Origin of the sequence: Streptococcus sp. OH4692_COT-348 (assembly GCF_003859975.1) — a bacterium.
GTDB lineage: Bacteria > Bacillota > Bacilli > Lactobacillales > Streptococcaceae > Streptococcus.
In genome coordinates this window covers 20,287-47,270 of sequence record NZ_RQZB01000009.1, presented here as the reverse complement: position 1 = coordinate 47,270, position 26,984 = coordinate 20,287, and the positions used below count along the sequence as shown (strand labels likewise).

The window sequence follows — 26,984 nt, the reverse complement described above, 5'->3', positions numbered from 1 at the left end:
AAAAGGAATAAGAAAGATTATGGCTAACGCAATTATTGAAAAAGCTAAAGAGAGAATGACCCAGTCTCACCAATCACTTGCTCGTGAATTTGGTGGTATCCGTGCCGGTCGTGCCAATGCAAGCTTGCTTGACCGTGTACATGTAGAATACTATGGAGTCGAAACTCCTCTTAACCAAATCGCTTCAATTACGATTCCAGAAGCGCGTGTTTTGTTGGTAACACCATTTGACAAGTCTTCATTGAAAGACATCGAACGTGCCTTGAACGCTTCTGATCTTGGTATCACACCAGCTAATGACGGTTCTGTGATTCGCTTGGTTATCCCAGCTCTTACAGAAGAAACTCGTCGTGACCTTGCTAAAGAAGTGAAGAAGGTCGGTGAGAATGCTAAAGTGGCTGTCCGCAATATCCGTCGTGATGCTATGGATGAAGCTAAGAAACAAGAAAAAGCAAAAGAAATCACTGAAGACGAATTGAAGACCCTTGAAAAAGACATTCAAAAAGTAACAGACGATGCTGTTAAACACATCGACGACATGACTGCCAACAAAGAGAAAGAACTTTTGGAAGTCTAAAAATAAATAGAAAAACTCAGTTGGCATTGCTGGCTGAGTTTTATTCGAAAGAAGGAAATATGAATACAAATCTTGCAAGTTTTATCGTTGGACTGATCATAGATGAAAACGACCGTTTTTACTTTGTGCAAAAGGATGGTCAAACCTATGCTCTTGCTAAGGAAGAAGGTCAACATACAGTAGGGGATACGGTCAAAGGTTTTGCCTATACAGATATGAAGCAAAAACTCCGTTTGACAACTCTAGAAGTGACTGCTACTCAGGACCAATTTGGTTGGGGAACTGTAACGGAAGTTCGTAAGGACTTGGGTGTCTTTGTGGATACAGGCCTTCCTGACAAGGAAATCGTTGTGTCACTCGATATCCTCCCTGAGCTCAAGGAACTCTGGCCTAAGAAGGGTGACCAACTCTACATACGTCTTGAAGTGGACAAGAAAGACCGTATCTGGGGACTCTTGGCCTATCAAGAAGACTTCCAACGTCTGGCTCGTCCTGCCTACAACAACATGCAGAACCAAAACTGGCCAGCCATTGTGTACCGTCTCAAGCTATCAGGAACCTTTGTCTACCTACCAGAAAATAACATGCTTGGCTTTATCCATCCTAGCGAGCGCTATGCAGAACCACGTTTGGGGCAAGTGTTGGATGCGCGTGTTATTGGTTTCCGTGAAGTGGACCGTACCTTGAACCTCTCCATCAAACCTCGTTCTTTTGAGATGTTGGAAAATGATGCTCAGATGATTTTGACTTACTTGGAAAGCAATGGAGGTTTTATGACCTTGAATGATAAGTCATCTCCAGACGACATCAAGGCAACCTTTGGAATTTCTAAAGGGCAGTTCAAGAAGGCACTTGGTGGCTTGATGAAGGCTGGCAAAATCAAGCAAGACCAGTTTGGGACAGAGTTGATTTAGGGAGACATATGAGAAAATCATTTTACACTTGGCTTATGACTGAGCGCAATCCTAAAAGTAATAGTCCTAAAGCTATCTTGGCAGACCTAGCTTTTGAAGAGTCTTCCTTCCCAAAACACACCGATGATTTTGATGAGGTGAGTCGCTTTTTGGAAGAGCATGCCAGTTTCTCTTTTAACCTGGGAGATTTTGATTCTATCTGGCAAGAATACTTAGAACACTAGTATGATTCACTAGGTTTGGGCTAGTAATTTCTCCGCCCCTTTGCTATAATAAAAAGAAATAAAAGAATTAGAGAGGTTCTTTATTTGAAGGAACATTCAATAGACATTCAACTGAGTCATCCAGATGACCTGTTTCATCTTTTTGGTTCCAATGAACGCCATCTTCGTTTGATGGAAGAAGAGCTTGATGTTGTGATTCATGCTCGTACGGAGATTGTCCAGGTTTTGGGAGAAGAGTCTGCTTGTGAGGAAGCCCGTCAGGTTATTCAAGCCCTCATGGTCTTGGTCAATCGTGGGATGACCGTTGGTACGCCAGATGTGGTGACGGCTATTAGTATGGTCAAAAACGATGAAATCGACAAGTTTGTCGCCCTTTACGAAGAAGAAATCATCAAAGATAATACAGGAAAGCCTATCCGTGTCAAAACACTAGGTCAAAAACTTTATGTGGACAGTGTTAAACAGCATGATGTGACCTTTGGAATCGGACCCGCAGGTACAGGGAAGACCTTTCTTGCAGTGACCTTGGCTGTGACAGCTCTTAAACGTGGGCAGGTCAAGCGAATTATCCTAACTCGTCCAGCGGTGGAAGCAGGAGAGAGTCTAGGTTTTCTTCCGGGTGATTTTAAGGAGAAGGTAGATCCTTACCTTAGACCTGTTTATGATGCCTTGTATCAGATTCTAGGCAAAGACCAGACGACTCGTCTCATGGAGCGTGAAATTATCGAGATTGCCCCCCTTGCCTATATGCGTGGACGGACCTTGGAGGATGCCTTTGTCATTCTCGATGAGGCACAAAATACGACCATCATGCAGATGAAGATGTTCTTGACGCGTTTAGGCTTTCATTCTAAGATGATTGTCAATGGAGATATCAGTCAGATTGACCTTCCGCGTAACGTCAAGTCCGGTTTGATTGATGCCAAAGAAAAACTCAAGAACATTCACCAGATTGACTTTGTTCATTTTTCAGCTAAGGATGTGGTTCGCCATCCAGTTGTCGCTCAGATTATCCGAGCCTATGAACCAGTACCAGTTAAAAAAGCAGAGAGTGAAGAATTAGAGCCTCAACCTCTATCTGAAGGATAGTTCTTTTGTACTTAAAGTTATTTCAATGCTAAATCTATAGTTGATTGAAGGTTAGAATAGTACGTTGTGACTGCTAAAATATTTCTAGAAATTAATTTGACTGTCCTGATTGATTTGTTTATATCTTATTTCAATATACTAGAAGTTTGCTTTTTAAATGTTTCATTCAATAGCTTTGTATTAGTTAGAAAGGTTTCAAGTGGAGGAAACGTATGGAATCAATCTTTTTAAAACTAGCTCAGTATCCAATAGTGGAAACAGAGCGTTTATTGCTTAGACCTGTAACCTTGGATGATGCGGAAGCAATGTTTGACTATGCCTCGGATAAGGATAATACACGTTACACTTTTCTAACCAATCAAAAATTAGAAGAAACTAAAAATAATATTGCTCAGTTTTATCTAGCCAATCCATTAGGGCGTTGGGGAATAGAACTGAAATGCAATGGTCAGTTTATTGGAACCATTGACTTGCACAAGATTGTTCCTGCTCTTAAGAAGGCAGCTATTGGTTACATTATCAATAAAAAATATTGGAATCAAGGTTTGACGACAGAAGCCAATCGTGCTGTGATTGAGCTAGCTTTTGAGAAGATAGGGATGAATAAGTTGGTTGCCCTTCACGATAAGGACAATCCTGCATCTGGAAAGGTCATGGAGAAATCAGGCATGCGTTTTTCCCATGCAGAACCATATGCTTGTATGGACCAGCATGAAGAAGGCCGAATCGTTACAAGAGTTCATTATGTATTGACCAAGGAAGACTATTTTGCAAATAAATAAGCAGTTGAGAAGAAATTTTCGACTGTTTTTTCTTCCTCTTACGAATAATCTAAGAGAGGAGAAAATATGGAAGCAATTATCGAGAAAATCAAAGAGTATAAATTCATTGTCATCTGTACTGGTCTGGGCTTGCTTGTAGGAGGATTTTTCTTGCTAAAGCCAACTCCACAAACACCTGTAAAAGAAACGAATTTACAGGCAGAAGTTGCAGCTGTTTCCAAGGATTCGGTGTCCGAAAAGGATGTGAAGAAGGAAGAAAAGGAAGAACCTGTTGAACAAGATTTAATCACAGTAGATGTGAAGGGGGCTGTTAAATCGCCAGGGATTTATGATTTGCCTGTAGGTAGTCGAGTCAATGACGCTGTTCAGAAGGCAGGTGGCTTGACAGAGCAAGCAGATAGCAAGTCGCTCAATCTAGCTCAGAAAGTTAATGACGAGGCTCTGGTTTACGTTCCTACTAAGGGCGAAGAAGCAGCTAGTCAACAGGCAGGTTCTGGAGCGGCTTCTTCAACAAGCAAGGAAAAGAAGGTCAATATTAACAAGGCCAGTCTGGAAGAGCTTAAACAGGTCAAGGGACTGGGAGGAAAACGAGCTCAGGACATTATCGACCATCGTGAGGCAAATGGCAAGTTCAAGTCGGTTGAGGAACTCAAGAAAGTCTCTGGCATTGGTGCCAAGACCATAGAAAAGCTAAAAGATTATGTTACAGTGGATTAAGAATTTCCCCATTCCTCTAATTTACCTGAGTTTTCTATTGCTCTGGCTTTATTACGCTATTTTCTCAGCGTCCTATCTAGCGCTGTTGGGTTTCGTTTTTCTGCTAGTCTGTCTCTTTATCCAATTTCCTTGGAAATTAGCAAGTAAAATTCTAGTGATTTGTGGAATCTTTGGCTTCTGGTTTCTGTTTCAAAATTGGCAACAGAGTCGAGCGAGTCAAAATTTGGTGGATTCTGTTGAAAAGGTACGGATTTTACCAGACACTATTAAGGTCAATGGTGATAGTCTATCCTTTCGTGGCAAGTCTGATGGACGCATTTTTCAAGTCTATTATAAACTCCAGTCCGAGGAGGAGAAAAAACAATTTCAAGCTTTAACAGCCCTTCATGATTTGGAACTAGAAGGGAAACTTTCGGAGCCAGAAGGGCAGAGAAATTTTGGTGGCTTTGACTACCAAACCTATCTGAAGACTCAGGGAATTTACCAGACTCTCAATATCAAAAGAATCCAGTCACTTCAAAAGGTTGGCAGTTGGGATCTAGGTGAAAATCTGTCCAGTTTACGCCGTAAGGCTGTGGTTTGGATTAAGACAAAGTTTCCAGACCCTATGCGAAATTACATGACGGGGCTTCTATTAGGACATCTGGACACTGACTTTGAGGAGATGAATGAGCTTTATTCTAGTTTAGGAATTATCCACCTCTTTGCCTTGTCGGGTATGCAGGTAGGCTTTTTCATGGATGGCTTTAAGAAACTTCTCTTGCGATTGGGCTTGACCCAAGAAAAGTTGAAATGGATGACTTATCCCTTTTCCCTTATCTATGCTGGTCTGACAGGATTTTCAGCTTCAGTCATTCGCAGTCTCTTGCAAAAGTTACTGGCTCAACATGGGGTTAAGGGCTTGGATAATTTTGCCTTGACTGTGCTTGTACTCTTTATCATCATGCCCAACTTTTTCCTGACGGCGGGAGGTGTCTTGTCCTGTGCCTACGCTTTTATCTTGACCATGACCAGCAAAGAAGGGGAGGGGCTTAAGGCTGTTGCTAGAGAGAGTCTAGTCATCTCCTTGGGCATATTGCCCATTCTATCCTTCTATTTTGCGGAATTTCAACCTTGGTCCATTCTTTTAACCTTTGTCTTTTCCTTTCTATTTGACTTGGTCTTCTTACCGCTCTTGTCTATCTTATTTGTCCTTTCTTTTCTCTATCCAGTCATTCAGCTTAATTTTATTTTTGAATGGTTGGAGGGAATGATTTGCTTTGTATCACAGGTGGCAAGTAGACCGCTTGTCTTTGGACAACCCAATGCATGGCTTTTAATTCTATTGTTAATTTCCTTGGCTTTGGTCTATGATTTGAGGAAAAACATTAAAAGGCTAGTAGTATTGAGCTTATTGATTACGGGTCTCTTTTTCTTGACCAAGCATCCACTGGAAAATGAAATTACTATGCTGGATGTTGGGCAAGGTGAAAGTATTTTCTTACGGGATTTAACTGGGAAAACCATTCTCATAGATGTAGGTGGCAAGGCAGAATCTGATAAGAAAATCGAAAAATGGCAAGAAAAAACGACGACCAGCAATGCCCAGCGAACTTTGATCCCCTATCTCAAAAGTCGCGGAGTATCCAAGATTGACCAGCTAATTTTGACCAATACGGACAAGGAACATGTTGGAGATTTGTTGGAGGTGACCAAGGCTTTCCATGTAGGGGAAATTTTAGTGTCAAAAGGCAGTCTGAAACAGAAGGAATTTGTTGCAGAACTACAGGCAACTCAAACCAAGGTGCGTAGTGTGACAATGGGAGAGAATTTGCCAATTTTCGGAAGTCAGTTAGAAGTCCTATCTCCAAGGAAAATTGGAGACGGAGGTCATGAAGATTCCCTGGTTTTGTATGGAAAACTATTGGATAAAAACTTCCTTTTCACTGGAAATTTGGAGGAGAAAGGAGAGAAGGACTTGCTGAAGCACTATCCAGACTTGAAAGTGGATGTTTTGAAAGCTAGCCAACATGGTTCTAAAAAATCATCAAGTTCAGTCTTTTTAGAACAGCTCAAACCAGAGATGACTCTCATCTCAGTTGGAAAGAGTAATCGAACCAAACTCCCCCATCAGGAAACCTTGACCCGACTGGAGGGGATCAATAGCAAAGTTTACCGAACTGACCAGCAAGGAGCTATACGCTTTAAGGGGTGGAATAGTTGGAAAATCGAAAGCGTTCGATAGGAAGGAAAAATATTATATATTAGTAAAACCAACTAAAAATCTATTGCATAATAATGATAAAAACGATATAATGAAAGCGTATTCAATATTGATAATATAAAACTATTAAAAATTAGTAAAAACCGTTTAATTAGTTAGTTTATGATCTATTGCTCTTTTTCAGTCCAGTGTATCTGCTGTGACAGTCACTAAAAGTTATAGGTATGATTGGAATACTTACTATAAGTCTAGTATGAATTGCTAGAGATATAACTATATTAATTCCCTGTTATGGTATCGTTATGACAGCTATTCAGAGTATAAAGTTGGTTCTGGTTTGAATTACAATCGTTATGAGGTACTAAACTACTACAGCGGAGGCTATTAATTCTTAAAGAGTGAGAAAAAGGAGGGCTAGATATGTTGCAGCTTACTCATGTGACCTTAAAAACGCGACAAGTCATCTTACAAGATGTTGATTTTACATTTGAAAAGGGTAGGATTTATGGTATTCTTGCTATCAATGGTTCTGGAAAGACGACACTATTCCGCGCCATTAGCAATTTAATTCCTATAAGTAGCGGAAATATCGCAGTCTCTCCTTCTTTGTTTTATTATGAGAGTATTGAATGGCTGGATGAAAACTTAAGTGGGATGGATTACCTTCGTCTTATCAAAAACATCTGGAAGTCAGGTCTGAACTTGAGGGATGAAATTGATTACTGGGAAATGTCTGACTATATCAACCTTCCCATTCGCAAGTATTCCTTAGGTATGAAGCAACGATTGGTGATTGCCATGTATTTCCTCAGTCAGGCCAAATGCTGGCTTATGGATGAGATTACAAATGGCTTAGATGAGTATTATCGACAGAAGTTTTTTGATAGGCTAGCACAAATCGATAGACAAGAACAGCTGGTTCTTTTAAGTTCTCACTACAAAGAGGAGTTAGTGGAGATTTGCGATAGCATCGTAACCATTCGTCAGGGGCAGATAGAAGAGGTTCCGTTATGAAAGATATTAGCCAATTTTTATTAAAGAAAGTTTTCAAAAGTCGCTTAAACTGGATTATCTTAGCTTTATTTGTATCTGGACTCGGTGTTACCTTTTATTTAAATAGTCGGACTGCAAACTCACACAGCTTGGAGAGCGAGTTGGAAACCAGTCTTGTAAAAGATGAGAGAATCATCAATGAATATGAAGAGAAACTCTCCCAAATATCTGATACCAGCTCGGAGGAATACCAGATTGCTAAAAATACTTTAGACGGGCAAAAAAATCTTTCGACTCAAAAGACAGAAATTCTGACTTTATTAAAAGAAGGGCGATGGAAAGAAGCCTACTATTTGCAGTGGCAAGATGAAGAGAAGAATTATGAAAGGATATCAAATAACCCGACTATTAGCTCTGACTTTAAAATGGCGGTTGACCGCCAACGAAAGATTTACCAAGCCCTGTATCCCTTGAACATAAAAGCACATACTTTGGAGTTTCCGACCCACGGGATTGATCAGATTATCTGGATTTTAGAGGCTATCATCCCAACCTTGTTTGTGATTGCTATTATTTTTATGCTAACGCAACTGTTCGCAGAAAGATATCAAAATCATCTGGATACAGCTCAGTTATATCCTTTTTCAAAAGTGGCATTTGCCATGTCCTCTCTTGGAGTTGGAGTGGGCTATGTAACTGTGCTGTTTATCGGAATCAGCGGATTTTCTTTTCTAGTGGGAAGTCTGATAAGTGGTTTTGGACAGTTAGATTATCCCTACCCGATTTATAGCTTAGTGAATCAAGAGGTAACTATTGGAAAGATACAAGATGTGTTATTTCCTGGCTTGTTCTTAGATTTCTTAGCCTTTATCGTCATTGTGGAAGTTGTGTACTTGATTGCTTACTTTTTTAAGCAAAAAATGCCTGTCCTCTTTCTTTCACTTATTGGGATTGTTGGCTTATTGTTTGGTATTCAAAAAATTCAGCCTCTTCAAAAGATTGCACATCTGATTCCCTTTACTTACTTGCGTTCAGTGGAGATTTTGTCTGGAAGATTACCTAAGCAAATTGATAATGTCAATCTAAATTGGAGCATGGGGATAGTCTTACTTCCTTGCCTGATTATCCTTTTGTTAGTGGGGATTCTATTTATCGAAAGATGGGGAAGTTCACAGAAAAAAGAATTTTTTAATAGATCCTAGCTTTCCTGTAAGGAAAATAAGTAAAAACTAACATAGAGAGAATCAACTTGATTCTCTCTTTTTGATGCGGAAACCAAGACAAAATACAAACACAAACTTTTCAAAAAAATAACTTTTTATCTTGACAAGGGCTAGAAAACTTGGTATCATATAAAAGTTGAGAAAAGCAGAAGTGAGAGCTTCTCGCCTTGTGACATTAAGTTGCCTGGCCCTACGGATGAAAAGTTTCTAAGAAACGCTATCATAACGTGCGGGCTTGTATATTTACGGGTCCGCTATTGTTTTTCTCTAATAAAACAAAAGAGGTGAAAACCATAGCAAAGCAAGACTTATTCATCAATGATGAGATTCGTGTACGTGAAGTTCGCTTGATTGGTCTTGAAGGAGAACAGCTAGGCATCAAGCCACTCAGTGAAGCGCAAGCTTTGGCTGATAACGCTAATGTTGACCTAGTATTGATTCAACCCCAAGCCAAACCGCCTGTTGCAAAAATTATGGACTACGGTAAGTTCAAATTTGAGTACCAGAAGAAGCAAAAAGAACAACGTAAAAAACAAAGTGTTGTTACTGTGAAAGAAGTTCGTCTAAGTCCAACTATTGACAAGGGTGACTTTGATACAAAACTTCGCAATGCACGCAAATTCCTTGAAAAAGGAAATAAAGTTAAGGTATCTATTCGCTTTAAGGGTCGTATGATTACCCATAAAGAGATTGGTGCAAAAGTTTTAGCCGAGTTTGCTGAAGCAACTCAAGATATTGCCATCATCGAACAACGTGCTAAAATGGATGGACGTCAAATGTTCATGCAATTGGCGCCAGCGACTGACAAAAAATAATTGTCAGAAAGTTAAATAAAGGAGAAAAAATCATGCCAAAACAAAAAACACACCGCGCATCAGCTAAACGTTTCAAACGTACAGGTTCTGGTGGACTTAAACGTTTCCGTGCTTACACTTCTCACCGTTTCCACGGAAAAACTAAGAAACAACGTCGTCATCTTCGTAAAGCATCTATGGTGCATTCAGGAGATTACAAACGTATCAAAGCAATGCTTACTCGCTTGAAATAATAGCTTGACTGTAAGTAAACAATTCTAGGAAATATTTGGAGGAAATAAAACATGGCACGTGTTAAAGGTGGCGTTGTATCACGTAAACGTCGTAAACGTATTCTTAAATTAGCAAAAGGTTACTATGGAGCTAAACACATCTTGTTCCGTACTGCAAAAGAACAAGTAATGAACTCTTACTACTATGCATACCGTGACCGTCGTCAGAAAAAACGTGACTTCCGCAAATTGTGGATCACTCGTATCAACGCGGCAGCTCGTATGAACGGACTTTCATACTCACAATTGATGCATGGTTTGAAATTGGCTGAGATCGAAGTTAACCGTAAAATGCTTGCTGACTTGGCTGTTAACGATGCAGCAGCTTTCACAGCTCTTGCAGATGCAGCTAAAGCAAAACTTGGTAAATAATAACAGATAAGACTGGAACAGGATTGTCCCAGTCTTTTTAAAAATAAAGGAGAAAAATATGGCTTCAAAAATGCTACATACTTGCTTGCGAGTAGAAAATCTTGAAAAATCAATCGCATTTTATCAAGATGCTTTTGGATTTAAAGAATTGCGTCGCAGAGATTTTCCAGACCATGCCTTCACAATTGTCTATCTAGGACTTGAGGGTGACGACTATGAGTTGGAGTTGACTTATAACTACGATCATGGTCCTTATGTGGTTGGAGATGGGTTTGCCCATATCGCCCTCAGTACACCTGATCTTGAAGCTCTTCATCAAGAGCACAGTGCCAAAGGCTATGAAGTAACTGAACCAAATGGTCTACCAGGAACTGCACCTAACTATTACTTTGTCAAAGACCCTGATGGCTACAAGGTCGAAGTCATTCGTGAAAAATAATTTCGTGAGGTCAAGTAGAATGTTCGTTTTCTACTTGACTTTTTTTAGCTGAAAGAGTATACTAGTAAAAATTTAACCTTTAAGGGGAGTCCAGAGAGACTCACAAGGTGTCAGATAAAAGAATAGTACAATTTTCTAGAGGAGACTTTTTGAGTGTGCTCTCTTGTGTTGTACGATTTTAACTGAGGCCTTGCACTAGCAAGGTCTTTTCTTTGTCTGGTCCCCTTAAAATTTAAGGAGGAAAAGTCATGAATCCCACATGTAAGAAACGTTTGGGTGCGATTCGATTGGAAACCATGAAGGTGGTTGCACAGGAGGAAATCGCACCAGCAATCTTTGAATTAGTCCTAGAAGGGGAAATGGTTGAAGCTATGCGAGCAGGCCAATTTCTTCATCTGCGTGTTCCCGATGATGCCCATCTCTTGCGCCGTCCTATTTCAATTTCATCTATTGATAAGGTAAAGAAGCAGTGTCACCTCATTTATCGGATTGAAGGGGCTGGGACAGCTATTTTCTCAACCTTAAGTCAGGGAGACACTCTTGATGTGATGGGTCCTCAGGGAAATGGTTTTGACTTGTCTGACCTTGATGAGCAGAGCCAGGTTCTCCTTGTTGGTGGGGGAATTGGTGTTCCGCCCTTGCTTGAAGTAGCCAAGGAATTGCATGCGCGTGGTGTGAAAGTAGTGACAGTTCTCGGTTTTGCTAATAAGGATGCTGTTATTTTAGAGACGGAATTAGCTCAATATGGTCAAGTCTTTGTAACGACAGATGATGGTTCTTATGGTATCAAGGGAAATGTCTCTGTAGTCATCAAGGATTTAGACAATCAATTTGATGCTGTTTACTCATGTGGGGCGCCTGGAATGATGAAGTATATCAATCAAACCTTCTATAACCATCCAAGAGCCTATCTATCTTTGGAATCTCGTATGGCTTGTGGGATGGGGGCTTGCTATGCCTGCGTCCTAAAAGTGCCAGAAAGCGAGACGGTCAGCCAACGCGTCTGTGAAGATGGCCCTGTTTTCCGCACAGGAACAGTTGTATTATAAGGAGAAAATCATGGCTACAAATCGTTTACAAGTTTCTCTACCAGGCTTGGATTTGAAAAATCCTATTATTCCAGCATCAGGCTGTTTTGGCTTTGGACAAGAGTATGCCAAATACTATGATTTAGACCTTTTAGGTTCTATTATGATTAAGGCGACAACCCTTGAACCACGCTTTGGCAATCCAACTCCAAGGGTGGCAGAAACACCTGCTGGTATGCTCAATGCAATTGGCTTGCAAAATCCTGGTTTAGAGGTTGTTTTGGCTGAAAAGCTACCTTGGCTGGAAAGAGAATATCCAAATCTTCCTATTATTGCCAATGTAGCTGGTTTTTCAAAACAAGAGTATGCTGCTGTTTCTCATGGTATTTCCAAGGCAGCTAATGTGAAGGCTATTGAGCTCAATATTTCTTGTCCCAACGTAGATCACTGTAATCATGGACTCTTGATTGGTCAAGACCCTGATCTGGCTTATGATGTGGTGAAAGCAGCTGTGGAAGCCTCTGATGTGCCAGTTTATGTCAAACTAACTCCTAGTGTGACCGATATCGTTACTGTCGCAAAAGCTGCAGAAGATGCGGGAGCAAGTGGATTGACCATGATCAATACTCTAGTTGGAATGCGTTTTGACCTCAAAACCAGAAAACCAATCTTGGCCAATGGAACAGGTGGGATGTCTGGTCCAGCAGTTTTTCCAGTAGCTCTAAAACTCATCCGCCAGGTAGCTCAAACAACAGATTTGCCTATTATTGGAATGGGGGGAGTGGATTCGGCAGAAGCTGCCTTAGAAATGTATCTGGCTGGAGCATCTGCTATTGGAGTTGGAACAGCTAACTTTACCAATCCATATGCCTGTCCTGATATCATCGAAAATTTACCAAAGGCTATGGATAAATATGGTATCAGCAGTCTAGAAAATCTACGCAAGGAAGTAAAAGCCAGCCTTAGATAAGCTAGGGTATCATCATCGTCAATAAGACACATAATTTTCATAATTTTGTAATATCTTCATATTTTAACTATGTTAAAATAAAGTTAATTACGAATGATGTAGATGAATATCTACTTAGGGGAGTAAAATGAAGAGAATACTACTTGTAAGTACAGCAGTTCTTGCATTGGCAATTGTGCCCACAGCATCAGTCTTTGCTGAAGATAGTAAAACAACAGACCAAAGTCAAACGACGAATAAGAGTCAATCTGTGGACAAAAATCAGTCTAAAGATAAAAATCAGACTCCAGCATCAGAAGAGAAAAAAGTTGTTGAAAATACAAAGAATGAAGCTGAAAAGACGGAAAAAAAGAAAGAACCAGTTGTTGTAAAAGAAAATAATTCTAAAAAAGAGGCTATTTCAAATAAAGAAAAAGTTGAAGAAGCTCATAAGAATGGTTGGCAGAAAGAGCATGGGAAATGGCTTTTTTATGAGAATAATCAACCAATCAAAAACTGGAAAAAGATTGCGGGTGTCTGGTATTTCTTTGATCAACATGGAATCATGGCCATCAATAGAATTGTTAATGACTATGCTTTTCATACTAGTGGAGCAATGGTAGAAAATTCCTGGGTGAAAATTGCGGATAAATGGTATTATGCTACAGATTCAGGAAAGATTGTTCGTAATAGATGGGAAAAAATTGGCAATGTTTGGTATTACTTCAAGCAAGATGGAGTCATGGCTAGCAATGCTCTAGTGAACGATTATCTTCTTAATAGTAGTGGGGCGATGGCTCAAAATGCTTGGGTGAAGATGTCTGATAAATGGTATTATGCTACAGATTCAGGAAAAATCCTTCGTAATAAATGGGAAAAAATTAAGGGCGCATGGTATTATTTTAATAATGATGGTGTGATGGCCAGTAATCAGTGGAAAAATGCTTACTATCTAAAAAAAAGTGGAGCAATGGCTGAAAAAGAATGGATTTTTGATAAATCTTATAATAGCTGGTTTTACCTAAAATCAGGTGGTGCTTATGCTTCACGTGAATGGATTGGTGCTTATTACCTAAAATCTGGTGGTTATATGGCCAAGAATGAATGGATTTTTGATTCTAACTACAATGCATGGTACTATCTAAAAGAAGATGGAAGCTATGTTACTGGTGGTTTTAACATCAAAAATAAAGAGTACTTCTTCCAAGATAACGGAAAGTGGATTCAAATCCCCAAATATTTTAAGGTTAAACCAATCACAGCCTATATTTATAGCGAATCAGGAGATATTTTGAGCTATGTCAATCAGGGAAGTATTGTGACCTATGATGGCTCTAAAACCAAGGGTAGTCGCCTAGCTGTTTCAATATCAGGCTTATCGGGCTATATGAATCAAAGCGATTTGACTTTAGTTGAGGAAGGAAGTGAGTTTATTCCTCACTATACCACTGACGGAAGATTCCTATACCATGAACTTTCTCCATACACGAGTATTCGGGTAGCTCCACATACTTCAGCCATGAAAATTGGTAAGAAGTATTATTCAAAGGATGGAGAACATTTCGATGGGTTTACTATCAAAAATCGTTTCCTTTTCAAGAATTTAACTGAACCAACCAACTATAATGCGGATGAATTAAATAGAGTTTATTCGATGATGAATATCCGAAACAGCCGTCTTGCTGGTAAAGGAGCAATTTTTAAAGAAGCTGAAAAACGTTATGGTGTTAATGCTCTCTATTTAATGGCTCACAGTGCGCTAGAAAGTGCTTGGGGACGTAGCCAAATTGCTAATGATAAAAATAACTTCTTCGGTATAGCTGCTTACGATACCAGTCCCTATGATTCAGCTAAGAAATTTGATGATGTAGATAAAGGAATTCTTGGTGCGGCCAAGTGGATTCGTGAGAACTATATTGACCGTGGAAGAGATCACCTTGGAAATAAAGCGACAGGAATGAATGTACGCTATGCATCAGATCCGTACTGGGGTGAAAAAATAGCTAGTATCATGATGAATATTAACAGTCGACTTGGTGGAAAAGATTAAAAGATAAGCAACGATAACTGCTGAAAAGTGGTTGTCGTTTTTTTATTTCAACTATTATGCTTTACAAACTAGTGTGAAAGTGGTATATTATAGATGAAGCTGCTAGTAGGTATTACAAAATAGATAGAAGGGAAAAGTTAGAAGTGATGAAAGAAACTCAGCTATTAAAAGGTGTTCTTGAAGGTTGTGTCTTGGATATGATCGGTCAAAAAGAGCGGTATGGTTATGAGTTGGTTCAGACTTTGCGAGAGGCTGGATTTGATACTATCGTTCCAGGAACTATTTATCCTTTGTTGCAAAAGTTAGAAAAAAATCAATGGATAAGAGGCGACATGCGCCCGTCGCCAGATGGTCCAGATCGGAAGTATTTTTCGTTAACTAAAGAAGGAGAAGAGCGTGTCTCGGTCTTTTGGCAACAATGGGACGATTTGAGTCAAAAAGTAGAAGGGATAAAGAATGGAGGGTAAACCATGACGAAAATGAAGTATTATGAAGAAACAAGCGCTTTGTTGCATCAGTTTTCTGAGGACAATCAGCAGTATTTTGAGGAGCTGTGGGATAGTTTTAATCTTGCTGGATTTCTCTATGATGAGGACTATCTCAGAGAGCAGATTTATTTGATGATGCTTGATTTCTCAGAAGCAGAACGAGATGGCATGAGTGCAGAAGATTATCTAGGTAAGAATCCTAAAAAAATAATGAAAGAGATACATAAGGAAGCACCACGTAGTTCTATCAAAGAGTCCCTTTTGACGCCAATTCTTGTCCTAGCGGTATTACGCTACTATCAACTATTAGGTGATTTTTCTAAAGGTCCTCTCTTAACAGTCAATTTGCTTACGTTTTTAGGGCAACTTCTTCTTTTTCTAGTTGGCTTTGGGCTTGTGGCTACAATCTTACGTTGGGGCTTAGTCCAAGATTCTCCTAAAATGAAAATTGGCACCTATGTTGTTGTTGGGGTTCTTGTTCTGCTAGTTGTTCTGGGATATGTAGGAATGGCAAGTTTCATACAAGAAGGAGCCTTTTATCTTCCTGCTCCCTGGGATAGTTTCCTTGTCTTTACGCTTTCTCTAGTCATCAGTATTTGGAATTGGAAAGAACCGATTTTTCGTCCCTTTGTCAGTATGATTGTTGCCCATCTTGTTGTAGGTTCTCTGCTCCGTTATTATGCGTGGATGGGCATTTCAAATGTTTTCCTTACAAAATTCATTCCTTTAGCTGTCCTCTTTATTGGAATCTTTGTCTTGTTCCGTGGGTATAAGAAGATAAAATGGAGTGAAATATAGTCAAAAAGCCGTTGCAAAGCGGTTTTTTGTTATAATGAAGGGAAGAATGTTAGAAATTAAAGGAGAAAAATTTGATGAGATACATAACTCTTGGTCAAGATGACAAAGAATTATCAGAAATTGTTCTCGGAATGATGAGAATAAAAGATAAGTCTGTAAAAGAAGTTGAAGAGCTTGTAGAAACAGCACTTTCTGTTGGAATCAATGCTTTTGACTTAGCTGATATATATGGTCTTGGTCGTTGTGAAGAACTGTTAGGTCTTGTCCTAAAAAATCGTCCAGATTTAAGAGAAAAGATGTGGATTCAGTCCAAATGTGGCATTCGCATTGAAGAATTTACCTATTTTGATTTTTCTAAGGACTATATCATAAAATCAGTAGACGGAATTTTGCAAAGATTGAAGATTGATCATCTAGATAGTTTGCTTCTTCATCGACCAGATGCTTTGATGGAATCTGACCAAGTAGCAGAAGCCTTTGATCTCCTTTATAAACAAGGTAAGGTTCGAGATTTTGGAGTTTCTAATCAAAATCCTATGATGATGGAGTTACTTAAAAAAGATGTCAAGCAGCCGTTAGCTGTTAATCAGCTACAATTGAGTGCGGCTTTTACTCCAGGATTCGAATCAGGTTTTCATGTTAATATGGAAGATAGTCAAGCAGCTATGCGAGATGGTAGCATTTTTGAATATTGCAAATTACACGATGTGGTCATTCAAGCATGGTCTGTCTTACAATTCGGGTATTTTAAAGGGAATTTTGTTGGAAATGAGAAATTTCAAGCTTTAAATCAAGTACTTGATCGTTTAGCTATTAAATATGGAGTAACCTCTTCAACTATTGCCATTTCTTGGATATTGCGTTATCCAGCAAAAATGCAGGCAATCGTAGGTACAACAAATCCTAAGCATTTGATAGAAGCTAGCCAAGCGACAAACTTTAGCTTAACAAGAAAAGAATGGTATGAAATTTATCTTGCTGCAGGGAATAATTTGCCGTAAGTAGAAGCAGATGTAAATAAATCACAGTCAAAAAGCCGTTGTAAAGCGGTTTTTTTGTTATAATGAAGGAGAGAATTATCGATATTAAAGGAGAAAAACATGACATTTGAAGAAATTCTACCTGGGTTAAAGGCTAAGAAAAAATATGTACGTACTGGTTGGGGAGGTGCTGAAAACTATGTGCAGCTTTTTGATACCATTGAACAAAACGGGGTTGCACTTGAAGTGACACCCTATTTCCTAATCAACGTGTCTGGGGAGGGAGAAGGTTTTTCCATGTGGAGTCCGACACCTTGTGATGTTTTGGCGACGGATTGGGTAGAAGTGCATGACTAAACGTGTACTTATTACAGGAGTGAGTTCAGGTATCGGATTGGCTCAGGCTCGACTCTTTTTAGAGAATGACTATCAAGTTTACGGAGTGGACCAAGGTGAAAATCCACTCTTAGAGGGTGATTTCCACTTTTTACAGAGAGATTTGACCTTGAACTTGGAGCCTATTTTTGATTGGTGTCCTCAGGTTGATGTTTTGTGCAATACTGCTGGAGTTTTGGATGATTACAAACCACTTTTGGAACAGACAGCGCAGGAAATTCATGAGATTTTTGAAATCAACTACGTGACTCCTGCTGAGTTGACTCGGTATTATTTGACTCAAATGTTGGAGAATAAAAAAGGGATTATTATCAATATGTGCTCCATTGCTTCTAGCCTAGCAGGTGGAGGTGGACACGCTTATACTTCTTCGAAGCACGCCTTGGCTGGATTTACCAAGCAGTTGGCTCTAGACTATGCTGAAAGTGGGATTCAGGTCTTTGGTATCGCTCCAGGAGCAGTCAAGACAGCTATGACCGCTGCCGACTTTGAGCCAGGTGGTTTAGCTGACTGGGTGGCTAGTGAAACCCCAATCAAACGCTGGATTGAGCCAGAGGAAGTAGCAGAAATTAGCCTTTTCTTAGCAAGTGGAAAAGCGAGCGCCATGCAAGGACAAATCTTGACAATAGATGGTGGCTGGTCTGTGAAGTAGGAGGAGTTGGATGGAAATCAAAAAACACTTTGGAGTCTACGCTGTTTGCTTAGAAAATGGGAAGTTACTCTGCATTGAAAAAACGAGAGGACCTTATCAACATCGTTATGATCTACCCGGTGGTAGCCAGGAAGTAGGTGAAGGACTGACAGAAACTTTGATTAGAGAAGTTTTGGAAGAGACAGGATATAAGCTAAAGGGTTACGCTAATCCTAGGATTTATGATGTGCTGGTTCAAGAAGAAGTGCAAGACTTTGCAGTACATCATATCATGGCCTTTTATGATATAGCACTCGATTTTGAACATTCTCAAAATTCAATTTCTCAGGAGGTTTTTGATGGAAGTAATGATTCAGCAAATGTACTTTGGTTGAATTTGGAAGAAATTACTACAGAAAATGCTTCTCCTTTAGTGTTGAAGGTTAAGGCAGAGTTACTAGGATTTCCAGAATTAGATATGACAAGCTATAGAAATTGGAAGGTGAAGTAGGGAGATAATGGAACTATTTAAAACATGGAAGAAAAATATGGTTCTCTATGGTCTTAAATCTCAAATCGGAACTGTATACCAAAACAGTGATAGGACAACAAGCTTTTATGATGTTGGGAATTTTCTATACCTAGCAGGGGAGTTGAATTCCAGATTTTGGGAAGATTTTGTTAGAAAATATGGTTTAGATTATAAGATTATTATTTCAGAAAATACTAATTGGCAAGATTTTCTGCATCGGAAAGTGGAGTTAAATTCTTTTACTCGCTATTCTTTTAAAGATAAGGCAAATTTTCCAGTTGAATTTCTAAATGATCTAGTTGCTCATTTAGAGGAAGGTTACAATATTGTGCCTATTGATAATCATATTTATAACTGCTTTTCTGAGGAAGAATGGTCACAAGATTTACAGGGGGATTTTGAGTCCTATCAGGATTTTGTTTTAAAAGGTGGATTTGGTTTTGTGGTTCTTAAAAATAATGAACTGATTGCTGGGATTTCCTCAGGGTTAGTTTACAGTGGAGCAGTTGAAGTGGAAGTTGCAACTAGAGCAAATGAACAAGGAAATGGCTTTGCTAAAAAGCTTGGTGCTGCAATGATTCTAGAGAGTTTAAATAGAGATATGTTTCCTCTTTGGGATGCTCATAACGAGGCTTCCAAAAAAGTAGCAGAATTTTTAGGATATGAGTTAGTTGAACCTTATGAAGCTTTTGAACTGGAAGAAAATTCCATATAATGATATCTGATATTGTATTTTTTAAGACGAGGTGAATAGCTATGAAAAACCAGCTAGCCCTTAGTGGCGAGAAAATCGCTAAAAAAGTTTACCCACAACTATTGCATCATGTTGGTATGATTCGTGGGGAATACTTGTTGAGAGAGCTTAACCAAAACATCCTGTTACCAAGTTGTCAGCAATTTGTAAAAGATTATCTAGATACTATCTGTTCCTTGTACTCAGATGAGGAGATTTGGTATCGTTTTTCTGAATTAACGAATACAGAAGCCAATTGTTTAGTTGGGACTAAAGAGTATTTTGATGAGCGTCATCCTTTGTTTGGCTATAGAGGAACCAGGCGTTTACTGGCGTGTTTGGATGAATTTCAGGCTGAAGCAAATGTTGTTACAGAAGTTTATCAAACCAATCCCAATCTGTCTCTTATTTTTCCTTTTGTCAATGATGCCGACCAATTAAAACAAGCTATCAAAGTGTTACGTCAGCATGGCTTTACTGGGAAAATTGCCACGATGATTGAATTACCGTCAGCGTATTTTGACTTGGATAGGATACTGGAAACGGGCATTTCAAAGATTGTAGTTGGAATGAATGATTTGACTTCATTTGTTTTTGCGACTGTGAGAAACAGTCAATGGCATGATATGGAAAATCCAATAATGTTAGATATTCTAAGAGATATGCAGGATAAGGCAAGGATGAAAAAGATTGACTTTGCTGTAGCAGGCTATCTGAATGTTTCTTTCATACAAAAAATGAATCAGATGGGTATCGAATGCATTATCCATTACAGCTCTATTCCAGAGATTTTTGATTTAGAAATTGACCATCCAGACCATCTTAAACACATAAAAGAAGAAAGTAAAAAATTACAAAGGAGCACCCATGACACCGCAAGAAATGTGGTATAAATATAAGCAAATCAATCCTTCTATCGGAGATGAAATCGATGCCTGGGCTTTTGGAGTAGATGCCGATTTCTTGGCAGATTTAGTTCTAAGAGGTGAAAAGACAGCAACCGCTTCAGCCTATGACCTTTATGCAATTGATGATGAACCCCTTCCGCGAGAAGGAACCTTTGACATCATTTTAGACAGTCAAAATCAAGCTGTCTGCATTATCGAAATTACAAAGGTTTCTGTTGAACCCTTCAATCAAGTTTCTGCTGACCATGCCTTTAAGGAAGGGGAAGGTGACAAAACCCTAGCCTATTGGCATCAGGTTCATGAGGATTGTTTCGCTGAGTGGCTGAGAGAGGCAGGACTAACTTTTACGCCTGACAGTAAGGTTGTTTTAGAAGAATTTCGTAAGGTCTACCCACTGTAGACTGTTAGACGGAAGAAAGTTTTAGAAATTACCGTCCAACCCTTTTTTCTCAAGCAAAAAATGATATAATAAGTTTGTTTGAAGAAGAGCTCTAGCTCTTAAACTTAGAATAGGAGAAAACTATGCAAGCAGTTGAACATTTTATTACGCAATTTGTTCCTGAACATTATGATTTATTTTTAGACTTGAGTCGTGAGACCAAGACGTTTTCAGGAAAGGTGACCATCACTGGTCAAGCACAGAGTGATCGTATTTCCCTTCACCAAAAAGACTTGGAAATCGCTTCTGTAGAAGTTGCAGGTCAAGCTCGCCCATTTACAGTTGACCATGACAATGAAGCCCTTCATTTTGAACTTGCGGAAGCAGGTCAAGTTGAAGTGGTTATCGCTTTTTCAGGAAAAATCACAGATAACATGACAGGGATTTACCCTTCATATTACACAGTTGATGGAGTCAAGAAGGAAGTCTTGTCTACTCAGTTCGAGAGTCATTTTGCGCGCGAAGCCTTTCCATGTGTGGATGAGCCAGAAGCTAAAGCAACTTTTGACCTCTCTCTACGTTTTGACCAAGCAGAAGGTGAATTGGCCTTGTCTAACATGCCAGAAATCGATGTTGAAAACCGTAAGGAAACAGGTATCTGGAAGTTTGAGACAACACCTCGCATGTCTTCTTACTTGTTAGCCTTTGTAGCAGGTGATTTGCAAGGTGTAACGGCTAAAACTAAAAACGGTACCCTCGTAGGTGTTTATTCAACCAAAGCTCATCCACTATCTAACCTTGATTTCTCACTGGATATCGCTGTTCGCTCTATCGAGTTTTACGAAGATTACTATGGAGTTAAGTACCCGATCCCTCAATCTCTCCACATCGCCCTTCCTGACTTCTCAGCTGGAGCTATGGAAAACTGGGGTCTTGTGACCTACCGTGAAGTTTACTTGGTTGTGGATGAAAACTCTACCTTTGCCAGCCGTCAACAAGTTGCCCTTGTTGTGGCCCATGAATTGGCTCACCAATGGTTTGGTAACCTTGTTACTATGAAATGGTGGGATGACCTTTGGCTCAATGAAAGCTTCGCCAACATGATGGAGTACGTCTGTGTGGATGCTATTGAACCAAGCTGGAATATCTTTGAAGATTTCCAAACAGGTGGTGTTCCGTCTGCCTTGAAACGTGATGCGACTGATGGTGTTCAATCTGTTCACGTCGAAGTTAAACATCCAGATGAAATCAATACGCTCTTTGACGGAGCTATCGTCTATGCCAAAGGAAGTCGCCTCATGCACATGCTTCGTCGTTGGCTAGGTGATGCCGATTTTGCCAAAGGTTTGCATGCCTACTTTGAAAAACATCAATACAGCAATACAATTGGTCGTGACCTTTGGGATGCTCTTGGTCAAGCATCAGGTCGTGATGTTGCAGCCTTTATGGATTCTTGGTTGGAACAACCTGGTTATCCAGTTCTCACTGTCAAAGTTGAAAATGATGTCTTGAAGATCTCACAAAAACAATTCTTTATCGGTGAGCACGAAGATAAGAACCGTCTCTGGGTTGTGCCACTCAATAGTAACTGGAAAGGCTTGCCTGATACACTCGAAACTGAAAGAATCGAAATTCCAGGCTACGCAGCTCTTCTTGCTGAAAATGAAGGAGCTCTTCGTTTCAATATTGAAAATACAGCCCACTACATTACCGACTATCAAGGAGACTTGTTAGAAGCTGTTCTGGCTGAGCTAGAGACACTTGATAACACAAGCAAACTGCAAATTGTTCAAGAACGTCGTTTGCTTGCTGAAGCAGGGCACATTTCTTATGCTGACTTGCTCCCAGTCCTTGATAAACTTGCTAAAGAAGAATCTTACCTTGTCGTTTCAGCTGTTTCTCAAGTGATTTCTGCCCTTGAGCGCTTTATCGATGAAGGTACAGAAGCTGAGAAAGCCTTTAACAGTCTGGTTGCTAAATTGGCTCGTCATAACTATGACCGTCTTGGTTTTGAAGCTAAAGATGGTGAATCAGATGAAGACGAATTGGTTCGTCAGTTGACCATTTCCATGATGATTCGCTCAAATGATTCAGAAGCTAGCCAAGTCGCTAGCCAAATCTTCGCGGCTCACAAGGATCAGCTTGCAGGACTTCCAGCAGCAATCCGTTCCCAAGTCCTAATCAATGAAATGAAACATCACGAGACTAAGGAATTGGTAGCCATTTATCTTGACCTTTACACTCATGCGACGGATGCGGTCTTCAAGCGCCAGTTGGCAGGAGCTCTTGCATACAGTACAGATGCCGAAAACATTCAAACCCTTCTTGCAACTTGGAAAGACAAATTTATCGTTAAGCCACAAGACCTTTCTTCATGGTACCTCCAATTCCTCGGACACCAAGCTACTCAAGAAACTGTTTGGGTTTGGGCGCGTGAAAACTGGGATTGGATTAAGGCAGCTCTTGGTGGTGATATGAGTTTTGATAGTTTTGTTATCTTCCCATCACACATCTTTAAAACTCAGCAACGCTTGGCGGAATACAAGGAATTCTTTGAACCACAACTTTCTGACTTTGCTCTTAGCCGTAACATCGGTATGGGAATCAAGGACATTGCAGCGCGTGTTGACTTGATTAACCGTGAAAAAGCTGCAGTGGAAGCAGTCGTTCTTCAATACGGAAATGCATAAATAAGCCTAAATAAAAGAAAACTCAGCTATCTCATGTAAAATGCAGAGAGTTGAGTTTTTTTTAAGGCAAATTTGGTATAATGGTTTTAATAAGGAGGAGTTTCTCATGATAAAAATCTTATTGGTTGAGGATGACCTAGGCCTGTCAAATTCAGTATTTGACTTTTTAGACGATTTTGCGGATGTCATGCAGGTATTTGATGGGGAAGAAGGTCTCTACGAAGCTGAAAGTGGCGTTTATGACTTGATTTTGCTCGATTTAATGTTGCCTGAAAAAAATGGCTTCCAAGTCTTGAAAGAATTGCGTGAAAAGGGAATTACGACACCAGTTCTGATTATGACTGCCAAGGAAAGTTTGGATGACAAGGGACATGGATTTGAATTGGGAGCGGATGATTATCTGACTAAACCTTTCTACCTAGAAGAACTCAAAATGCGGATTCAAGCCCTTCTCAAACGTTCAGGTAAGTTTAATGAAAATACCTTGACTTATGGAAATATTGTAGTTAATTTGTCAACAAACACCGTTAAGGTTGAAGATACTCCTGTCGAATTGCTGGGGAAAGAGTTTGATTTATTAGTCTATTTCCTTCAAAATCAAAATGTTATTTTGCCCAAGACTCAGATTTTTGATCGTCTATGGGGATTTGATAGTGATACAACGATTTCGGTTGTCGAAGTTTATGTTTCAAAAGTCCGTAAGAAATTAAAAGGAACCACTTTTGCAGAGAATTTGCAAACCTTGCGCAGTGTTGGGTATATTTTAAAAGATGTTCAGTAAACTAAAAAAAACATGGTATGCGGATGACTTTAGTTATTTTATCCGCAACTTTGGTGTCTTCACTCTGATTTTCTCTACCATGACTCTGATTATTTTGCAGGTCATGCACTCGAGTCTTTATACTTCGGTGGATGAGAAGTTACATGCCTTAAGTGGAAACCCTCAAGCTGTTATTCAGTTAGCCTTGAATCGAGCTACTGAGGAAGTCAAGAACATTGAACCAGCGACAACTGATGCCAATAAAGCTGAAATAAAAACCAATGTCAGCTCTAATACAGAGGTTTTGCTTTTTGATAAGGATTTTAACCAACTTTTATTAGGAAATCGTTTTTTAGGCCTAGATAAGATTAGGTTAGAAAAAAGAGAATTGAATCACATTCGGCAAATCCAAGTTGTCAATAGTTATGGTCAGGAAGAAATCTATCGTATGATTTTGATGGAGATCACTACATCTTCAGTTTCAACCAATGTCAAATATGCGGCTGTCTTGATTAACACTAGTCAGTTAGAACAAATTAGTCAAAATCACGAGCATTTAATTGTGGTTGTGATGGCAAGTTTTTGGCTTTTATCCTTGATAGCTAGTCTTTACTTAGCACGTGTCAGTGTAAAACCATTATTGGAAAGCATGCAAAAGCAGAAATCTTTTGTGGAAAATGCCAGTCATGAATTGAGAACTCCTTTAGCAGTACTGCAAAATCGTTTGGAGAATTTGTTTAGAAAACCCGAAGCGACCATTATGGAGTCTAGTGAGAGTATTGCTTCCAGTCTTGAAGAAGTTCGAAATATGCGTTTTTTAACAACAAATCTTCTTAACTTAGCCCGTCGTGATGATGGAATAAAACCAGAAATAGCGGAAGTACCACCACAGTTCTTTAAAACGACCTTTACGAACTATGGCTTGATTGCTTCGGAAAATGACCGAGTCTTTGAATCTGAAAATAGAATTTACCGCCCTATTATGACGGATAAATTGCTTCTCAAACAGTTAATGACAATCTTATTTGATAATGCAATAAAATATACAGAAGAAGATGGAAAGATTGAGTTTCTTGTTCATTGTACAGATCGGCATCTTTATCTTACTGTATCTGATAATGGTATTGGTATTTCGGCTACAGATAAAAAGAAAATCTTTGATCGCTTCTATCGTGTTGATAAGGCAAGAACTCGTCAGAAAGGTGGTTTTGGTTTGGGATTATCTTTGGCCAAGCAGATTGTTGATTCCTTAAGAGGAACGATTACAGTTAAGGATAATAAACCAAGAGGAACGATTTTTGAAGTCAAGATTGCAATTCAATCTCCCTCGAAACGTAAGAATAGATAGAAAAAGACAGTTTTACTCTGTCTTTTTCTATTAGACATAAGAAAAAGGCTGGCACAAAGACCAACCTTTATTTTGTCATTTTTTGTTTAATAATCATTCTTTGTAATTTTAAAAGGGTAAAACTTACACCCATAGCAGCTATAAACGATAGAGTCGTATTAAATTTTAAGGCTAAAAAGATAAAGCTGAAAAGTGCCATAAAGATACCAAAGCAGGCAATATTAACAAAAAATAGGATTTCTTTTACATTTGCTCCCATTGATGTTTCAGGTGTATAATCTTGATAAAGTGGAGTTTGCACCGTTTCTTCAATATGTTCAAACTCATGAGTTTTTAGTTTTCTTACAGACATGATTCTCTCCTTACAGGTACATAACTATTTTATCATTTTTTCAGCAGATAATTATTACAGAAAGGTTACAAAAAGAATAAAGTCCCTTTTCAAAATCACTTTTCTTGACACCATAATGTGAAAATGATAGGATAGATGGACACCAAACACTTATTAATATTCATAATTATTTATATTTATAAGGAAATAGAGTTACTAAATGATTCTTTCTTACGAAAAATTGTTTACTTATTTTTGTAGTTTTATTTAATTTGATTAGTGAGATTTGTTTTGAATAGAGAGACAGATTTTCTGTCTCCTATTTTGATTGCAAACCTTAAAAAATGACTTTGCTTTTTTAGAAAATTCCTAGTATTCATAGCTGATTTTTGAGAAATATGGTATAATTTTCCTTATGGAAAAGATTATCATTACAGCAACTGCTGAAAGTATTGAACAAGTTAAACAACTGCTCGAAGCTGGCGTAGACCGTATCTATGTCGGTGAGAAAGATTTTGGTCTTCGTCTGCCAACAACCTTTAGTTATGATCAATTGCGTGAAATCGCTAATCTGGTTCATGATACTGGTAAGGAATTGATCGTTGCGGTTAACGCCCTCATGCACCAAGATATGATGGACCGTATCAAGCCTTTCTTAGACTTCTTGGAAGAAATCAAGACAGACTACATTACGATTGGGGATGCGGGTGTCTTTTACGTGGTCAACCGCGATGGTTATTCCTTTAAGACTATCTATGATGCTTCGACTATGGTCACTAGCAGTCGTCAGATTAACTTTTGGGGACAAAAGGCTGGCGCATCTGAGGCTGTTTTGGCGCGTGAAATTCCATCGGCTGAACTCTTCAAAATGCCAGAAATTTTGGAAATTCCTGCTGAAGTGTTGGTTTATGGAGCTAGTGTTATTCACCATTCTAAGCGTCCGCTCTTGCAAAATTACTATAACTTTACGCACATCGATGATGAAAAGACTCGCAAGCGAGACCTCTTTTTGGCTGAACCAAGTGACCCAGAGAGCCACTATTCCATTTTTGAAGACAATCATGGGACCCACATTTTTGCCAACAATGACCTTGATTTGATGACTAAATTGACAGAATTAGTGGAGCATGGTTTTACTCACTGGAAATTAGAAGGTCTCTATACTCCAGGTCAGAACTTTGTTGAGATTGCGAAACTCTTTATCCAAGCGCGCAGCTTGATTCAAGAGGGCAACTTTAGCCATGACCAAGCCTTCTTGCTGGATGAAGAAGTGCGTAAACTTCACCCTAAAAATCGCTTCCTTGATACAGGATTTTATGACTACGATCCTGATATGGTTAAATAGGACATCAAAACCCGAAAT

Annotated in this window: 30 protein-coding genes and 1 other annotated feature; of the genes, 29 read left to right on the top strand and 1 reads right to left on the bottom strand. The window is 39.2% G+C overall.

Features of this window, described 5'->3' with window-relative positions; translation table 11 throughout:
• Window positions 1–19 precede the first annotated feature (19 nt).
• From frr to EII37_RS06225, 28 genes are all read left to right on the top strand, one after another.
• Window positions 20–577: a ribosome recycling factor gene (frr, locus tag EII37_RS06365; RefSeq protein WP_001262225.1), complete on the top strand. Its 558-nt coding sequence runs from the start codon at window positions 20–22 to the stop codon at window positions 575–577.
• Window positions 578–636: 59 nt separating this feature from the next.
• Complete coding sequence (cvfB, locus tag EII37_RS06360; RefSeq protein ID WP_124787985.1) at window positions 637–1,491, top strand: RNA-binding virulence regulatory protein CvfB; 855 nt, start codon at window positions 637–639, stop codon at window positions 1,489–1,491.
• An 8-nt stretch (window positions 1,492–1,499) separates the two neighbouring features.
• Window positions 1,500–1,715, top strand: coding sequence for a YozE family protein (locus tag EII37_RS06355; protein ID WP_124787984.1), 216 nt, complete (start codon window positions 1,500–1,502; stop codon window positions 1,713–1,715).
• Between the two features lie 84 nt (window positions 1,716–1,799).
• On the top strand, window positions 1,800–2,804 hold the full coding sequence (locus EII37_RS06350; protein ID WP_124787983.1) for a PhoH family protein: 1,005 nt from the start codon (window positions 1,800–1,802) through the stop codon (window positions 2,802–2,804).
• Between the two features lie 212 nt (window positions 2,805–3,016).
• Window positions 3,017–3,586, top strand: a complete 570-nt coding sequence (locus EII37_RS06345) for a GNAT family N-acetyltransferase (protein ID WP_124787982.1) — start codon at window positions 3,017–3,019, stop codon at window positions 3,584–3,586.
• Between the two features lie 66 nt (window positions 3,587–3,652).
• Complete coding sequence (locus EII37_RS06340; RefSeq protein WP_124787981.1) at window positions 3,653–4,303, top strand: helix-hairpin-helix domain-containing protein; 651 nt, start codon at window positions 3,653–3,655, stop codon at window positions 4,301–4,303.
• Window positions 4,287–6,527 carry a DNA internalization-related competence protein ComEC/Rec2 gene (locus tag EII37_RS06335; protein ID WP_124787980.1) on the top strand — a complete coding sequence of 747 codons (2,241 nt, stop codon included), beginning with the start codon at window positions 4,287–4,289 and terminating at the stop codon, window positions 6,525–6,527. Before EII37_RS06340 ends, EII37_RS06335 begins: the two co-directional genes overlap by 17 nt.
• Window positions 6,528–6,926: 399 nt before the next feature.
• Window positions 6,927–7,520 (top strand): ABC transporter ATP-binding protein, encoded by a 594-nt coding sequence (locus EII37_RS06325; RefSeq protein WP_124787979.1) that lies wholly within the window; start codon window positions 6,927–6,929, stop codon window positions 7,518–7,520.
• Window positions 7,517–8,701: a hypothetical protein gene (locus EII37_RS06320; protein WP_124787978.1), complete on the top strand. Its 1,185-nt coding sequence runs from the start codon at window positions 7,517–7,519 to the stop codon at window positions 8,699–8,701. Before EII37_RS06325 ends, EII37_RS06320 begins: the two co-directional genes overlap by 4 nt.
• A gap of 158 nt (window positions 8,702–8,859) precedes the next feature.
• Window positions 8,860–8,991: a sequence feature (ribosomal protein L20 leader region), on the top strand.
• Between the two features lie 15 nt (window positions 8,992–9,006).
• Window positions 9,007–9,537 carry a translation initiation factor IF-3 gene (gene infC / locus EII37_RS06315; RefSeq protein ID WP_000848180.1) on the top strand — a complete coding sequence of 177 codons (531 nt, stop codon included), beginning with the start codon at window positions 9,007–9,009 and terminating at the stop codon, window positions 9,535–9,537.
• A 32-nt stretch (window positions 9,538–9,569) separates the two neighbouring features.
• On the top strand, window positions 9,570–9,770 hold the full coding sequence (gene rpmI, locus EII37_RS06310; RefSeq protein ID WP_001125943.1) for a 50S ribosomal protein L35: 201 nt from the start codon (window positions 9,570–9,572) through the stop codon (window positions 9,768–9,770).
• A 51-nt stretch (window positions 9,771–9,821) separates the two neighbouring features.
• A complete protein-coding gene (gene rplT, locus EII37_RS06305) occupies window positions 9,822–10,181 on the top strand; it encodes a 50S ribosomal protein L20 (protein ID WP_000124834.1) in 360 nt (119 codons plus the stop codon).
• A 58-nt stretch (window positions 10,182–10,239) separates the two neighbouring features.
• Window positions 10,240–10,620, top strand: a complete 381-nt coding sequence (locus EII37_RS06300) for a VOC family protein (protein WP_000157153.1) — start codon at window positions 10,240–10,242, stop codon at window positions 10,618–10,620.
• 248 nt (window positions 10,621–10,868) lie between these two features.
• Window positions 10,869–11,669 carry a dihydroorotate dehydrogenase electron transfer subunit gene (locus EII37_RS06295; RefSeq protein WP_124787977.1) on the top strand — a complete coding sequence of 267 codons (801 nt, stop codon included), beginning with the start codon at window positions 10,869–10,871 and terminating at the stop codon, window positions 11,667–11,669.
• Entirely contained in the window at window positions 11,632–12,618 is a 987-nt protein-coding gene (locus EII37_RS06290) for a dihydroorotate dehydrogenase (protein ID WP_185695965.1), read from the top strand. The genes EII37_RS06295 and EII37_RS06290 overlap by 38 nt, the downstream gene beginning before the upstream one ends.
• 127 nt (window positions 12,619–12,745) lie before the next feature.
• Window positions 12,746–14,647 (top strand): glucosaminidase domain-containing protein, encoded by a 1,902-nt coding sequence (locus EII37_RS06285; protein ID WP_124787975.1) that lies wholly within the window; start codon window positions 12,746–12,748, stop codon window positions 14,645–14,647.
• Between the two features lie 146 nt (window positions 14,648–14,793).
• Window positions 14,794–15,114, top strand: coding sequence for a PadR family transcriptional regulator (locus EII37_RS06280; protein WP_000665422.1), 321 nt, complete (start codon window positions 14,794–14,796; stop codon window positions 15,112–15,114).
• 3 nt (window positions 15,115–15,117) lie between these two features.
• Window positions 15,118–15,933, top strand: coding sequence for a hypothetical protein (locus EII37_RS06275; protein ID WP_124787974.1), 816 nt, complete (start codon window positions 15,118–15,120; stop codon window positions 15,931–15,933).
• 74 nt (window positions 15,934–16,007) lie between these two features.
• Window positions 16,008–16,934 carry an aldo/keto reductase family oxidoreductase gene (locus tag EII37_RS06270; RefSeq protein WP_124787973.1) on the top strand — a complete coding sequence of 309 codons (927 nt, stop codon included), beginning with the start codon at window positions 16,008–16,010 and terminating at the stop codon, window positions 16,932–16,934.
• A gap of 99 nt (window positions 16,935–17,033) precedes the next feature.
• On the top strand, window positions 17,034–17,270 hold the full coding sequence (locus EII37_RS06265; RefSeq protein ID WP_000141913.1) for a DUF2829 domain-containing protein: 237 nt from the start codon (window positions 17,034–17,036) through the stop codon (window positions 17,268–17,270).
• Window positions 17,263–17,961 (top strand): 3-oxoacyl-ACP reductase, encoded by a 699-nt coding sequence (locus EII37_RS06260; RefSeq protein ID WP_124787972.1) that lies wholly within the window; start codon window positions 17,263–17,265, stop codon window positions 17,959–17,961. Before EII37_RS06265 ends, EII37_RS06260 begins: the two co-directional genes overlap by 8 nt.
• 10 nt (window positions 17,962–17,971) lie before the next feature.
• Entirely contained in the window at window positions 17,972–18,451 is a 480-nt protein-coding gene (locus EII37_RS06255; protein ID WP_124787971.1) for an NUDIX hydrolase, read from the top strand.
• Window positions 18,452–18,458: 7 nt separating this feature from the next.
• Window positions 18,459–19,187 (top strand): GNAT family N-acetyltransferase, encoded by a 729-nt coding sequence (locus EII37_RS06250; RefSeq protein ID WP_124787970.1) that lies wholly within the window; start codon window positions 18,459–18,461, stop codon window positions 19,185–19,187.
• A gap of 41 nt (window positions 19,188–19,228) precedes the next feature.
• Window positions 19,229–20,098, top strand: coding sequence for a putative PEP-binding protein (locus tag EII37_RS06245; RefSeq protein WP_185695964.1), 870 nt, complete (start codon window positions 19,229–19,231; stop codon window positions 20,096–20,098).
• Entirely contained in the window at window positions 20,073–20,513 is a 441-nt protein-coding gene (locus EII37_RS06240; RefSeq protein WP_124787968.1) for an ASCH domain-containing protein, read from the top strand. Before EII37_RS06245 ends, EII37_RS06240 begins: the two co-directional genes overlap by 26 nt.
• Before the next feature lie 122 nt (window positions 20,514–20,635).
• The gene (locus EII37_RS06235; protein WP_124787967.1) at window positions 20,636–23,182 is read left to right on the top strand and encodes a M1 family metallopeptidase; all 2,547 of its coding nucleotides are present in this window, start codon (window positions 20,636–20,638) and stop codon (window positions 23,180–23,182) included.
• A 106-nt stretch (window positions 23,183–23,288) separates the two neighbouring features.
• Complete coding sequence (ciaR, locus tag EII37_RS06230; RefSeq protein WP_000590639.1) at window positions 23,289–23,963, top strand: two-component system response regulator CiaR; 675 nt, start codon at window positions 23,289–23,291, stop codon at window positions 23,961–23,963.
• The gene (locus EII37_RS06225; RefSeq protein WP_124787966.1) at window positions 23,953–25,290 is read left to right on the top strand and encodes a cell wall metabolism sensor histidine kinase WalK; all 1,338 of its coding nucleotides are present in this window, start codon (window positions 23,953–23,955) and stop codon (window positions 25,288–25,290) included. Before ciaR ends, EII37_RS06225 begins: the two co-directional genes overlap by 11 nt.
• Window positions 25,291–25,357: 67 nt before the next feature.
• Here EII37_RS06225 and EII37_RS06220 read toward each other — a convergent pair whose 3' ends face one another.
• Window positions 25,358–25,642, bottom strand: a complete 285-nt coding sequence (locus EII37_RS06220; protein ID WP_124787965.1) for a DUF3270 domain-containing protein — start codon at window positions 25,640–25,642, stop codon at window positions 25,358–25,360.
• A gap of 394 nt (window positions 25,643–26,036) precedes the next feature.
• Between EII37_RS06220 and EII37_RS06215 the strand changes: the two genes are divergently transcribed.
• Window positions 26,037–26,966 (top strand): peptidase U32 family protein, encoded by a 930-nt coding sequence (locus EII37_RS06215; protein WP_124787964.1) that lies wholly within the window; start codon window positions 26,037–26,039, stop codon window positions 26,964–26,966.
• Window positions 26,967–26,984 lie beyond the last annotated feature (18 nt).